This window comes from Amycolatopsis sp. NPDC104587 (assembly GCF_055583645.1).
This window is the reverse complement of sequence record NZ_JBVJNO010000011.1, coordinates 47,428-60,011: the sequence shown is the minus strand read 5'-3', so window position 1 is coordinate 60,011 and position 12,584 is coordinate 47,428. Positions and strand designations below refer to the sequence as shown.

Genomic DNA, 12,584 nt, shown 5'->3' with positions numbered 1-12,584 from the left:
CTCTGTCGTTTCCTGCTCGAAGGACGCCGCGCGTGCGGCGGAGGAGGTTTCGAATGAAGACGAGACGGCGGGTGATGACGCTGCTCTCCGCAGCGTTCGTCCTGGTCGGAAGCGCGGTCGCGGTGGCGGCTCCGGCGGCGCAGGCCGCGATCACCCCGGACGGGTGGTACACGGTCGCCGCCGTGAACAGCGGGAAGTGCGTGGATGCGCGGGCTGCCGGGACCGGGAACGGGACCGTTGTGCAGCAGTACTCCTGCAACCAGACCGCTTCGCAGGAGTGGCAGTTCCAGTCGACCGGAGACGGCTACTACCGGGTGAACACCCGGGGCAACCCGGCCGCGGCCTGGGACGTCAGCAACGTCTCCACCGCCGACGGCGGCCTGATCCAGCTGTGGACCTACTCGAACGGCGCCAACCAGCAGTGGCAGGCCGTCGACGAGGGGACCGGCCGGTACCACTTCGTCAGCCGCAACAGCGGTAAGTGCCTCGACGTCCCGGGGGCCTCCGTCGCCGACTCCGTGCAACTCCAGCAGTATGCCTGTAACGGCACGACCGCCCAGTCCTTCACACTGAACCCCGTGGGTGGCACAACTCCGCCGACCTCCGGGCAACCGGACCTCGGCCCGAACGTCGTGATCTTCGACCCTTCGATGTCCAGCTCGAGCATCCAGAGCCGGCTCAACAGCATCTTCAGCCAGCAGGAAACCAACCAGTTCGGCAGCCAGCGCTACGCCGTGATGTTCAAGCCGGGCACGTACTCCAACGACGTGAACGTCGGCTTCTACACGCAGGTCCTCGGTCTCGGGCTCAGCCCGGACGCCGTGACGATCAACGGCGCCGTGCACGTCGAGGCCGACTGGTTCCCGCCGCAGAACGCGACGCAGAACTTCTGGCGCAGCGCCGAGAACCTTTCGGTCAACCCGACCGGCGGCACCGACCGCTGGGCGGTCAGCCAGGCCGCGCCGTACCGCCGCATGCACGTCCGCGGCAACCTGCAGCTCGACGACGGCGGCTGGGCCAGCGGCGGCTGGATCTCCGACTCCAAGATCGACGGCCAGGTCCGCTCCGGCTCGCAGCAGCAGTGGATCTCTCGCAACTCGCAGTTCGGCAGCTGGAACGGCTCGAACTGGAACATGGTCTTCGCCGGCGTGCAGGGCGCCCCGCAGAACACGTTCCCGTCGCCGCCGTACACGACCGTCAACACGACGCCGGTCACGCGTGAGAAGCCGTTCCTCTACATCGACAACGCCGGCAACTACCAGGTCTTCGTCCCGAGTGTGAAGACCAACGCCGCCGGCACGACCTGGGCGAACGGCGCCGCGCCCGGCAGCTCGATCCCGATCGACCAGTTCTACATCGCCAAGCCGGGCGCGAGCGCTGCGGACATGAACGCCGCGCTGGCCGCGGGCAAGAACCTGCTGGTCACGCCGGGTGTCTACCACCTGAACCAGGCGCTGCACGTCACCCGGCCGGACACCGTCGTGCTCGGGCTCGGCATCGCCACGCTGGTGCCGGACGGCGGGGTGACCGCGATGAACGTCGACGACGTCAACGGCGTCAAGGTCGCCGGTCTGCTGGTCGATGCGGGCACGACCAACTCGACCACGCTCATGCAGGTCGGCCAGGCCGGCTCGACCGCCGACCACTCGGCGGACCCGACGTCGCTGCACGACGTGTTCTTCCGGATCGGCGGCGCGACCGTCGGCAAGGCGACCACCAGCCTGGTGGTGAACAGCAACAACGTGATCGGCGACCACATGTGGATCTGGCGCGCCGACCACGGCAACGGCGGCACGGTCGGCTGGAACACCAACACCGCCGACACCGGGCTCACGGTCAACGGCAACAACGTGACGATGTACGGCCTGTTCGTCGAGCACTACCAGAAGACGCAGGTCGTCTGGAACGGCAACGGCGGCCGGACGTACTTCTTCCAGAACGAGATGCCCTACGACGTGCCGAACCAGGCCGGGTGGATGAACGGGTCCACCCAGGGTTACTCCGCGTACAAGGTGGGCCCGAACGTCACCAGTCACGAGGCGTGGGGGCTGGGCAGCTACTGCTTCTTCAGCACCAACCCCTCGGTCGTCGCCGCGCACGCGTTCGAGGCGCCGACCAACCCGAACGTCCGGTTCCACGACATGGTGACCGTCTCCCTGGGTACCCAGGGCCGGATCAACCACGTCATCAACAACAGCGGCGGCATCACCCCCGACGGCACCGCGCCGTCGAACCTGGTGAGCTACCCCTGATCAACCGGCGTGCGCCGTGGTGGCGGCCGCGGCGCACGCCGGTCCTCACGCTTTGTGAATTACTCCGCAGGAACCCGCTGGTCAGGGTAGTGGGCAACCGCCAACAGTGTGATCACGGAACGTGCATGCGTACGGATGTACGTATTCACGTGCCAGACCAAGATCGTTCACCTCGTTCGTGAACCGTTCGCTCCGGACACCCACCCGGGCAACGGAGGACGCAGCAAGTGAACAGACGTTTCGTGGCGCTCACCGCGGCGGTCGCCGCGGCCGCCCTCGTAGCCACCGCCTGCAGTGGCGCTTCCGGCGACACCAAGGACGCCGCGAGCGGGTCGGCGACGGCGAAGTCCGCCGCCGACCTCGGCGGCATGGACAAGCTGGTCGAGGCGGCCAAGAAGGAGGGCACGCTCAACGTCATCGCCCTCCCGCACGACTGGGCGAACTACGGCGAGCTCCTCGACGCCTTCAAGAAGAAGTACGGCATCAAGGTGACCGAGGCGAACCCCGAGGGGTCGAGCCAGGACGAGGTCAACGCCGTCAAGCAGCTCAAGGGCCAGGACCGCGCCCCCGACGTGCTCGACCTCGGCGGCGCCTTCGCGCTGACCGCGGCCCAGGACGGCCTGCTCGCGCCCTACCAGGTCGCGACCTTCGGCGACATCCCGGACAACCAGAAGGACGCCGACGGCCAGTGGGTCAACGACTACGGCGGCTACATCTCCATCGGCTACGACGCCAAGAAGGTGCCGAACCCGCCGAAGTCCTTCGCGGACCTGAAGAAGCCCGAGTACGCGGGCAAGATCGCCCTCAACGGCGACCCGACGAAGGCGGGCGCGGCGTTCGCCGGCGTCTACGCCGCGGCGCTGGGCAACGGCGGTTCGTTCGCCGACATCAAGCCCGGCATCACCTACTTCGGTGACCTCAAGAAGTCCGGCAACTTCATCCCGGTGCAGGCCAGCGCGGCCACCGTGGAGAGCGGCCAGACCCCGATCACGCTGGACTGGGACTACCTGCAGGCCGGCTACGCGAAGAAGCTCGAGGGCAAGGTCGACTGGAAGGTCGCGGTCCCGGCCGACGGCGTCTACTCGAACTTCTACTGCCAGGCCGTCAGCAAGACCGCCCCGCACCCGGCCGCCGCGCGGCTGTGGCAGGAGTTCCTGTTCTCCGACGAGGGCCAGAACCTCTTCCTGAAGGGCCTTTCGCGCCCGGCGCGGCTGCCCAAGATGGAGACGGCGGGCACCGCGGACAAGACGTCGCTCGCGGCCCTGCCGCAGATCCCGGGCGAGACGAAGTTCCCGACCAACGACCAGATCGACGCGGCCAAGAAGGTCGTCGCGGACGAGTGGGCGAAGGCCGTCGGCTGACGTGACGGCCGAAACCCTCACCACGGCGGCGGGCGCGACCACGCCCGCCGCCGTGCCCGTGCGCCCCGGGTTCGCGCGGCGCCTGCTCAAGTGGGTGACCGGCCACCTCGGCCTGGTCCCCTTCCTCGCCTACACCGGCGTTTTCCTCGGCGCGCCGGTCGTGATGGTCGCGGTCGGCGCGTTCCAGGACAACGACGGCGCGTTCACCACGGACAACCTCGGCGCGGCCTTCAAGGACCAGTTCGGCCGCTCGTTCGTGACGTCGATCGAGCTGTCCGCGCTGACCGCCGTCCTGGGCGCCGTGCTCGGCGCACTGCTCGCGCACGCCGTGCTCGGGTCCAAACCGGACGGTCTCCTGCGCAAGGTCGTCTCCAGCGCGGCGGGGGTGCTCGCCAACTTCGGCGGCGTGCCCCTGGCGTTCGCGTTCATCGCGACGCTCGGCAGCATCGGCATCGTCACGAAGGCGCTGACCGGCCTGGGTCTCGACCTCTACGCGTCCGGGTTCAGCCTGTTCAGCTTCAGCGGCATCGCCATCGTCTACGTCTACTTCCAGATCCCGCTGATGGTCATCGTGTTCACCCCGGCGCTGGAGGGCATGCGCGCGCAGTGGCGCGAGGCGGCGGAAAACCTCGGTGCGACGCGCGCGCAGTACTTCCGGCTCATCGCCGTCCCGGTGCTGCTGCCGCCGTTCCTGGCTTCGACGCTTCTGTTGTTCGCCAACGCGTTCAGCGCGTACGCCACCGCGTACGCGCTGACGACCGGCATCATCCCGCTGGTGCCGATCCAGATCGGCTCGCTGGTCTCCGGCAACGTCGTGGCGGATCAGCAGAACCTCGGGAAGGCGCTCGGCCTCGGCATGATCGTCGTGGTCGCGGTCGTGATGGCGTTCTACTCGTGGATGCAGCGGCGCGCGTCGAGGTGGCTCGGATGACGAACAAGTGGGGCCGCTGGAGCATTCTCACCCTGTTCGGGCTGTACTTCCTGGTGCCGATGGCGGCGTCGGCCGAGTTCAGCCTCCGCGACGTCAACGACACGCACAGCTTCGCCTCCTGGGGCAAGCTGCTCGACGAGCCGGGCCTGTTCGAGACGCTTGGGACGTCGTTGTGGGTCGCCGCCGGCACCGTCGCGCTGACGCTGCTGATCATGGTCCCGACGGTCAGCTGGGTGCACCTGCGCAAGCCGAAGCTGCGCCGGCTGATGGAGGGGATCAGCCTGCTGCCGCTGGTCATCCCGCCGATCGTGCTGGTCAACGGCGTCCTCGTGGTGTTCGCCGACGCACCCGAGGTGATCAACGGGACGCCGGTGATCCTCGTGCTGGAGTACGTCGTCCTGGCGCTGCCGTTCACCTACCGCACGCTCGACGCGGGCCTGCAGGCGATCGCGCTGCCGACGCTGGTCGAGGCCGCGCGCAGCCTCGGTGCGGGCTGGGGCACCGTGCTGCTGCGGGTGATCGTGCCCAACATCCGCAGCGCGGTGTTCGGTGCCGCGTTCCTCAACCTGGCGCTGGTGCTCGGCGAATACACCCTGGCCAGCATCCTGCTGATGGACACCTTTCCCGTGTGGACGGTCCAAACCGGACAGTCCGAGGCCGGGGTGTCGGTCGCGGTGTCGCTGTTCAGCCTGTTCGTCGCCTTCCTGTTGCTGTTCGTCCTGTCCGTGGTGGCGGGTCGCCGCCGGCTCGAGCGAGGAATCGCCTGATGATCGAAACCAAGACCGGCGCCTCCGTCGAGTTCCGGGGCCTGCGCCGCGAGTTCGGCGACGTCAAGGCGCTCGACGGCCTGGACCTGCTGATCCAGCCCGGCGAGCTGGTCGCCCTGCTCGGCCCGTCCGGCTGCGGCAAGACGACGGCGTTGCGCGTGCTCGCCGGGCTGGAGCAGGCCGACGCGGGCGAGGTGCTCGTCGACGGCTCCGACGTCGTCGACGTGCCGGCGAACAAGCGTGACATGGGCATGGTGTTCCAGGCCTACAGCCTGTTCCCGAACCTGACCGTGCTCGACAACGTCGCGTTCGGCCTGCGGCTGCGCGGCCAGGGCACGGCGACCCGGCAGAAGCGCGCGCAGGAGCTGCTGGAGCTGGTCGGGCTCGACACCCACGCCAAGCGCTACCCGCACCAGCTCTCCGGCGGCCAGCAGCAGCGCGTCGCGCTCGCCCGGGCGCTGGCCATCGAGCCGCGCGTGCTGCTGCTCGACGAGCCGCTCTCCGCACTCGACGCCCAGGTCCGCACCCAGCTCCGGGACGAGATCCGGCGGCTGCAGCTGAGGGTCGGCATCACCACGCTGTTCGTCACGCACGACCAGGAGGAGGCGCTGTCCATCGCGGACCGCGTCGGCGTGATGAAGTCCGGCCGGCTGGAGCAGTGCGACACCCCGGCCGCGTTGTACGCGCGCCCGGCGACGGCGTTCGTCGCGGAGTTCGTCGGCACGATGAACCACCTCGCGGGCACGGTCACCGGCGGCGGCGCCGAGGTCGACGTCGCCGGGCAGCGGCTGAAGCTGGCCGAGCCGGGGGAGCGGCCGGACGGCGCGGCCGTGCGTGTGCTCGTCCGCCCGGAGTCGGTGACGCTCGAAGCGGCCGTCGGCGGCCCGGCCCGGATCACCGACCACAGCTTCCGCGGCGCGGTCACCCGGCTCACCGCGGTGCTGCCGGACGGCACCGCCGTGCTCGCCGACCTGCCGAGCGTCGCGGCCGCGGACCTGCTTCCGGGCAGCGCGGCGGCCATCGGCTTCGGCCGCCGCCCGGTGCTGCTGGCGGCGGACGCCTGAGCCGTCCCGTTCGGGCCACAGTGGACCGTGGCCCGAACGGGTGGTGAACCGCGCCGACCGGGCCATATGTCGCGATACTGGGCTCCCCAACACCCAGAGGAGCGACTCATGACCTCCTTCACGGCCTTCTCCGTCGTCGAACCACGCCAGGCGTGGCCCCTCGCCGCCGTCCGCGGGGTGCTCGCCGTCCTGTTCGGGATCTTCGCCCTCATCTGGCCGGGCGCCACCGTGCTGGTGCTGGCCATCCTCTACGGCGTGTACGCGATCGTGGACGGCATCGGCGGGCTCATGCAGGCCTTCCGGCCGGGGGACGGCGCCCACCGCGCCGCCTACGGAATCCTCGGCGCGCTGGGCGTCATCGCCGGAGTCGTCGTCCTCGTGTGGCCGGGGCTGACGGTCCTGCTGCTGGCGCTCTTCGTCGGGTTCTGGGCGATCATCACCGGGGGCGCCGAGATCGTCGCCGCCATCCGGCTGCGCAAGCAGATCGAAGGCGAGGCGTTCCTCATCGCCGCCGGGGCGCTCTCCGTGATCGCCGGGATCCTCCTCGTGATCAACCCGATCGCCGGCGCGTACGGCATCGCGCTGCTCGTCGGGATCTACGCGCTCCTCTACGGGATCATGCTGCTCGTGCTGGCGTTCCGGCTGCGCAAACTCGGGGACACCACACCCGCCGCCTGAGTAGCGTGCGGGTGTGTCGACCCGCGAACTGGTGGTGCTGGGCACCGCGAGCCAGGTGCCCACGCGCCACCGCAACCAGAACGGTTATCTGCTGAGGTGGGACGGCGAAGGCATCCTCTTCGACCCCGGCGAAGGCACCCAGCGCCAGATGCTGCGGGCGGGCGTCGCCGCCACCGACGTCACCCGGATCTGCGTCACGCACTTCCACGGCGACCACAGCCTCGGCCTCTCCGGCGTGATCCAGCGCCTGTCGCTCGACAAAGTGAAGCACCCCGTCCACGCCCACTTCCCGGCGTCCGGCGCGCACTACTTCGAGCGGATGCGGCACGCGACGGCGTTCTACGAGACCGCCGACCTGCGGGAACACCCGATCGCCGAAGACGGCCCGATCGCCACCGGGAAGCTCACCCTCGAAGCGCGACGGCTGAGCCACCCCGTCGAGGCGTTCGGCTACCGGCTGACCGAGCCGGACGGCCGCACGATGCTGCCCGAGCGGCTGCGCGAGCACGGCATCACCGGGCCCGCCGTCGGCAAGCTCCAGCGAGACGGCCACCTCGGGCCGGTCGGCCTCGACGACGTCAGCGTGCCCCGGCGCGGCCAGCGGTTCGCGTTCGTGATGGACACCCGGCTGTGCGACGCGGTCTACGCCCTGAGCGAAAACGCCGACATGCTCGTGATCGAGTCGACGTTCCTCGCCGAGGACACGCACCTCGCGCGTGACTTCGGGCACTTGACCGCCCGGCAAGCGGCCCGCGTCGCCCGCGAATCCGGCGTCCGGCGGCTGGTCCTGACGCACTTCTCCCAGCGCTACCCCGAGCCGGCGCGGTTCGAAGAGGAAGCCCGGGCCGAGTTCGACGGGGAGATCGTGGTGGCCGCGGACCTGGAGCGGGTCCAGGTGCCGAAACGCCGGTCCTCCCCAGCCGGGCACCGATCGCCGTAGGCTGCATGTCGTGAGCCAGCCGATCCTGATGACCGTCGACGACGATCCCGCCGTGTCCCGCTCGGTCGCCCGAGACCTGCGCCGGCGCTACGGGAAGGACTACCGCGTCATCCGCGCCGACTCCGGCGCCGACGCCCTCGACGCCCTGCGCGAGATCAAGCTGCGCGGCGACGCCGTGGCCGCGATCCTCGCCGACTACCGGATGCCGCAGATGGACGGCATCGCCTTCCTCGAGAAGGCGATGGACCTGTTCCCGCACGCCCGCCGCGCCCTGCTGACCGCCTACGCCGACACCGACGCCGCGATCCAGGCGATCAACGTCGTCGACGTCGACCACTACCTGCTCAAGCCGTGGGACCCGCCGGAGGAGAAGCTCTACCCGGTGATCGACGCGCTGGTCGAGACCTGGAAAGCGGTCGGCGACCGGCCGGTTGAAGAGGTCAAGCTCATCGGCCACCGGTACAACTCGCCGTCGTTCCAGATGCGCGACTTCCTGGCGCGCAACGCCGTGCCGTACCGCTGGTTCTCCGTGGACGACGACGAAGGCGGCCGGATCCTGCAGGCCGCGGGCGCGACCGACGCCGACATCCCGGTGGTCGTCACGCCGGACGGCACCGTCCTCAAGAACCCCACCGGCAGCGAGATCGCCGACGCGGTCGGTTTGTCGACCCGGCCCGCGCAGGAGTTCTACGACCTCGTGGTGATCGGCGGCGGCCCGGCCGGGCTCGGCGCCGCGGTCTACGGCGCGTCCGAAGGCCTGCGAACCGTGCTCGTCGAGAAGAAGGCCACCGGCGGCCAGGCCGGCACCAGCTCGCGCATCGAGAACTACCTCGGCTTCCCCGACGGCGTTTCCGGCGCGCAGCTGACCGACCGGGCGCGGCGCCAGGCGCAGAAGTTCGGCGCCGAGGTGCTGACCGCGCGCGACGTCGTCGGCCTCGAAGCCCGCGGCTCTTCCCGGGTCGTCACTTTCGGCGACGGCAGCGAGATCGCGGCGCACTCGGTGATCCTGGCCAGCGGCGTCACCTACCGCGCGCTGCAGGCCGAAGGCATCGAGGAGCTGACCGGCCGCGGCGTCTACTACGGCTCGGCGGCGACCGAGGCGCCCGAGTGCAAGGGCGAGCACGTCTACATCGTCGGTGGCGCCAACTCGGCGGGCCAGGCGGCGGTGTTCTTCTCCCGGCACGCCAGCGACGTCACGATCCTGGTGCGCGGCGCCTCGCTGGAGTCCTCGATGTCGCACTACCTGATCGAGCAGATCGCGGGTATCGAGAACATCCACGTCCGCACGCACACCGAGGTCCGCCAGGCCCACGGCGACGAGCACCTCGAGCGGCTGACGCTGTGCGAGAACGGCGTCACCGAGACGGTGGACAGCGGCCACCTGTTCATCTTCATCGGCGCGGTCCCGCGCACGGACTGGCTGGGCGACTCGATCCACCGCGACGAGAACGGCTTCGTCTGCACCGGCCCGGACCTGGTGGCGGGCGGCCGGCGCCCGCCGGGCTGGACGCTCGACCGTGATCCGCACTACCTCGAGTCGTCGATCCCCGGCGTGTTCGTGGCCGGTGACGTGCGGGCGCAGTCGGTCAAGCGGGTGGCGTCGGCGGTCGGCGAGGGCGCGATGGCCGTGACGCTGGTACACCGGTACCTGGAGGAACAATGAGCGCACTGCCGCGGGAAGAGCTTCGCGGCCTCTTCCTGTTCGAACACCTTTCCGAGGCCCAGCTCGACTGGATCGCCGCCAACGCCGTGCTCGAAGAGTACGAGGGCGACACCGTCGTCATCCGCGAAGGCGACGAGGCCACCTGCTTCTACGTCCTGCTCACCGGCGCGATCCGGATGACGCGGCTGGTCAGCGGCACCGAGGTGGAGACCAACCGGTCCGACCAGCGCGGCGCCTACTTCGGCGCGACGCAGTTCTTCGTGCACCAAGACACCGACCACCGCTACGGCGCTTCGGTGCGCGCGCTGTCCGACGTCACGTTCCTGGCGCTGCCGTCGCAGGAGTTCTCCGTCGAGTTCCGCAAGTGGTTCCCGATGGCGACCCACCTGCTCGAGGGCATGTACCTCGGCTGGCGCAACAGCGACACGGTGATCGGTTCGCGTCGCCGTCTGCTGGCGCTCGGCGAGCTCTCGGCCGGCCTGACGCACGAGCTGAACAACCCGGCCGCGGCCGCCGTGCGGGCGACGTCCGCGCTGCGCGAACGCGTCGCCGGGATGCGGCACAAGCTCGCGTTTCTTGCCAAGAAGGACATCGACCCGGAGCTGCTCTACCAGCTCATCGACGTCCAGGAACGCCTGGTCAAGCGGGTCGTGGACGCGCCGAAGCTGACCGCGATGCAGCAGGCCGACCGTGAGGACGAGATCGGCGACTGGTTCGACGACCGCGACATCGACGGCGGCTGGGACATGGCCGACATCTACGTGCGCGCCGGGCTGACCTCGGCCGACCTGGACCACGTCCTGGAGCAGGTCGGCGACACGTTGATCGACGGCGCCGTCCGCTGGCTCGCCTACGCGCTCGAGACCGAGATGCTGATGGGCGAGATCGAGGACTCGACCACGCGCATCTCCGCGCTGGTCGGCAAGGCCAAGCAGTACTCCCAGATGGACCGCGCCCCGCACCAGTGGGTCGACGTTCACGACGGCCTCGACTCCACGCTCGTGATGCTCGCCGGCAAGATCGGCGACGGCGTCCGCGTCGTCAAGGAGTACGACCGCAGCCTGCCGAAGATCCCCGCGTACGCGGGCGAGCTGAACCAGGTGTGGACGAACATCATCGACAACGCCATCGGCGCGATGAAGGGCAAGGGCACGCTCACGCTGCGCACCTGGGGCCAGAACGACCAGGTGCGCGTCGAGATCGGCGACACCGGCCCCGGCATCCCGGACGAGATCAAGCCGCGGATCTTCGAGCCGTTCTTCACCACGAAGGCGGTCGGCGAGGGCACCGGGCTGGGCCTGGACATCTCGTTCAAGATCGTCGTCGAGCGGCACCAGGGTGACCTGCGGGTCGAGTCCGAGCCCGGGAACACCCGGTTCGAGGTCTGCCTGCCGACGGTCGAGCAGGCCTCGCTCTGATGGTTTCCGTCCCGACGGTCACGACCGAGCTCGGGGCGCTGGTGGGGCTGGCGGGGGACGGCGTCCGCGTCTGGCGCGGGATCCCGTACGCCCGCCCGCCGGTCGGCGAGCTGCGGTGGCGGGCACCTCAGCCGCCGTCGCTCTCGGGCGGGGTGCACGTCGCGACGGAGTACGGGCCGCACGCGATGCAGTCGCCGGACCCGATGAACCCGTCCGCGGTGTGTGACGAGGACTGCCTGTACCTCAACGTCTGCACCCCGGAAGGCCCGGCGCCCGAAGGCGGGTGGCCGGTGCTGTTCTGGCTGCACGGCGGCGGCTACCGCGTCGGCCACGGCGAGCAGCTCGGCGACGGCGAGGAGTTCGCGCGCGCCGGGATCGTCGTCGTCACGATCAACTACCGGCTCGGTTCGCTCGGCTTCCTGCACCTCGCCGGGATCTTCGGCGAGGCCGAGGCGGACGCCGGCGTGTGCGGCTTCCTCGACCAGGTCGAGGCCCTGAAGTGGGTGCGCCGCAACGTTTCCGCGTTCGGCGGTGATCCCACGCGGATCACCGTCTACGGCGTCTCGGCGGGCGCGAAGAGCATCGGGAACCTGATGGGCAGCCCGCTCGGCGCCGGGTTGTTCGCGCAGGCGATCAGCAGCAGCGGCGGCGCGGACCACGTCGCCACCCCGGAAGCGGGGACGGCGCTGGCGCGGAGGCTGCTGGACGAGGTCGGCTGTCACGAGGTCGAAGCGTTGCGCGCGCTGCCGGCGAAGGAGTTCGTCGAGGCCCAGGAACGGATCCTGAGCGGGTTCCAGGCGCTGTGGCTGTGGCGCCCGACGCTGCACCCCCGCGTGCTGCCGGAGGTGCCGATCGAGCCGATCCGGCGGGGGAGCGCGGCGGGAATCCCGCTGCTCGTCGGCTGCAACAGCAACGAAGGCAGCACTTACGCGATGATGCTCGGTGACGACGTCGCGACGGCGCCCGCGAGCGACGTCCTCGCTCGTATTCTTGGTGACCAGGGTTCTGCGCACCTTGTCGAGACGTACCTGCGCCGGGTGCCGGATCTCAAGTCGGCGAAGATCGCCGGAATGGGTGACGAGCGCTACGGCATCCCGACGCAGCGCCTCGCCGACGCGCAGTCCGCGCACGCGCCCGTCTACCGCTACCGCATCGACATCGCCGCACCCGGCGTGCCCGAACAGCTCGACGGCGGCCACGGCACCGAGACGACGATGGCGTGGAAGACGCCGTTGCCGCTCTACGCCGAGGCGACCGAGGTGAACCCGGCCCGCGAGCGCGCGGCGTTGCTGATCCACCGCTGCTGGGTGCGGTTCGTGCACGACGGCGTCGCGTCGGCGGACGGCCCGGAGTGGCCGCCCTACGGTCCGGAGCTGCGTCCGGTAATGGTTTTCCGGGAAGACACGGACCTGGTGCTCGACCCACGGGCCGAAGAGCGAAAGGCTTGGGGCGACACGGAATGGGTGTCGGGCACCTGGTTCCCCGTGGCGTGACACTGTTCATCCGCCGT

Annotated in this window: 10 protein-coding genes; all 10 read left to right on the top strand. The window is 70.0% G+C overall.

Features of this window, described 5'->3' with window-relative positions; translation table 11 throughout:
• Positions 1 to 53: 53 nt before the first annotated feature.
• On the top strand, positions 54 to 2,252 hold the full coding sequence (locus ACZ61C_RS31450; protein WP_465311484.1) for an RICIN domain-containing protein: 2,199 nt from the start codon (positions 54 to 56) through the stop codon (positions 2,250 to 2,252).
• A gap of 227 nt (positions 2,253 to 2,479) precedes the next feature.
• Positions 2,480 to 3,613 (top strand): ABC transporter substrate-binding protein, encoded by a 1,134-nt coding sequence (locus ACZ61C_RS31445; RefSeq protein ID WP_465311483.1) that lies wholly within the window; start codon positions 2,480 to 2,482, stop codon positions 3,611 to 3,613.
• A gap of 1 nt (position 3,614) precedes the next feature.
• On the top strand, positions 3,615 to 4,544 hold the full coding sequence (locus ACZ61C_RS31440) for an ABC transporter permease (RefSeq protein ID WP_465311482.1): 930 nt from the start codon (positions 3,615 to 3,617) through the stop codon (positions 4,542 to 4,544).
• Positions 4,541 to 5,311: an ABC transporter permease gene (locus tag ACZ61C_RS31435; RefSeq protein ID WP_465311481.1), complete on the top strand. Its 771-nt coding sequence runs from the start codon at positions 4,541 to 4,543 to the stop codon at positions 5,309 to 5,311. The genes ACZ61C_RS31440 and ACZ61C_RS31435 overlap by 4 nt, the downstream gene beginning before the upstream one ends.
• Entirely contained in the window at positions 5,311 to 6,375 is a 1,065-nt protein-coding gene (locus ACZ61C_RS31430; protein WP_465311480.1) for an ABC transporter ATP-binding protein, read from the top strand. Before ACZ61C_RS31435 ends, ACZ61C_RS31430 begins: the two co-directional genes overlap by 1 nt.
• A 108-nt stretch (positions 6,376 to 6,483) precedes the next feature.
• On the top strand, positions 6,484 to 7,053 hold the full coding sequence (locus ACZ61C_RS31425; RefSeq protein ID WP_465311479.1) for an HdeD family acid-resistance protein: 570 nt from the start codon (positions 6,484 to 6,486) through the stop codon (positions 7,051 to 7,053).
• A gap of 13 nt (positions 7,054 to 7,066) precedes the next feature.
• On the top strand, positions 7,067 to 7,993 hold the full coding sequence (locus ACZ61C_RS31420) for a ribonuclease Z (RefSeq protein WP_465311478.1): 927 nt from the start codon (positions 7,067 to 7,069) through the stop codon (positions 7,991 to 7,993).
• A gap of 10 nt (positions 7,994 to 8,003) precedes the next feature.
• Positions 8,004 to 9,656: an FAD-dependent oxidoreductase gene (locus ACZ61C_RS31415; RefSeq protein ID WP_465311477.1), complete on the top strand. Its 1,653-nt coding sequence runs from the start codon at positions 8,004 to 8,006 to the stop codon at positions 9,654 to 9,656.
• Positions 9,653 to 11,074 carry an ATP-binding protein gene (locus ACZ61C_RS31410; RefSeq protein WP_465311476.1) on the top strand — a complete coding sequence of 474 codons (1,422 nt, stop codon included), beginning with the start codon at positions 9,653 to 9,655 and terminating at the stop codon, positions 11,072 to 11,074. The genes ACZ61C_RS31415 and ACZ61C_RS31410 overlap by 4 nt, the downstream gene beginning before the upstream one ends.
• Positions 11,074 to 12,567, top strand: coding sequence for a carboxylesterase/lipase family protein (locus ACZ61C_RS31405; protein WP_465311475.1), 1,494 nt, complete (start codon positions 11,074 to 11,076; stop codon positions 12,565 to 12,567). The genes ACZ61C_RS31410 and ACZ61C_RS31405 overlap by 1 nt, the downstream gene beginning before the upstream one ends.
• Positions 12,568 to 12,584 lie beyond the last annotated feature (17 nt).

Coding starts and splice junctions, on each gene's coding strand:
- ACZ61C_RS31450 (WP_465311484.1), top strand. CDS start 54: ATGAAGACGAGACGGCGGGTGATGACGCTGCTCTCCGCAGCGTTCGTC.
- ACZ61C_RS31435 (WP_465311481.1), top strand. CDS start 4,541: ATGACGAACAAGTGGGGCCGCTGGAGCATTCTCACCCTGTTCGGGCTG.
- ACZ61C_RS31430 (WP_465311480.1), top strand. CDS start 5,311: ATGATCGAAACCAAGACCGGCGCCTCCGTCGAGTTCCGGGGCCTGCGC.
- ACZ61C_RS31425 (WP_465311479.1), top strand. CDS start 6,484: ATGACCTCCTTCACGGCCTTCTCCGTCGTCGAACCACGCCAGGCGTGG.
- ACZ61C_RS31410 (WP_465311476.1), top strand. CDS start 9,653: ATGAGCGCACTGCCGCGGGAAGAGCTTCGCGGCCTCTTCCTGTTCGAA.
- ACZ61C_RS31405 (WP_465311475.1), top strand. CDS start 11,074: ATGGTTTCCGTCCCGACGGTCACGACCGAGCTCGGGGCGCTGGTGGGG.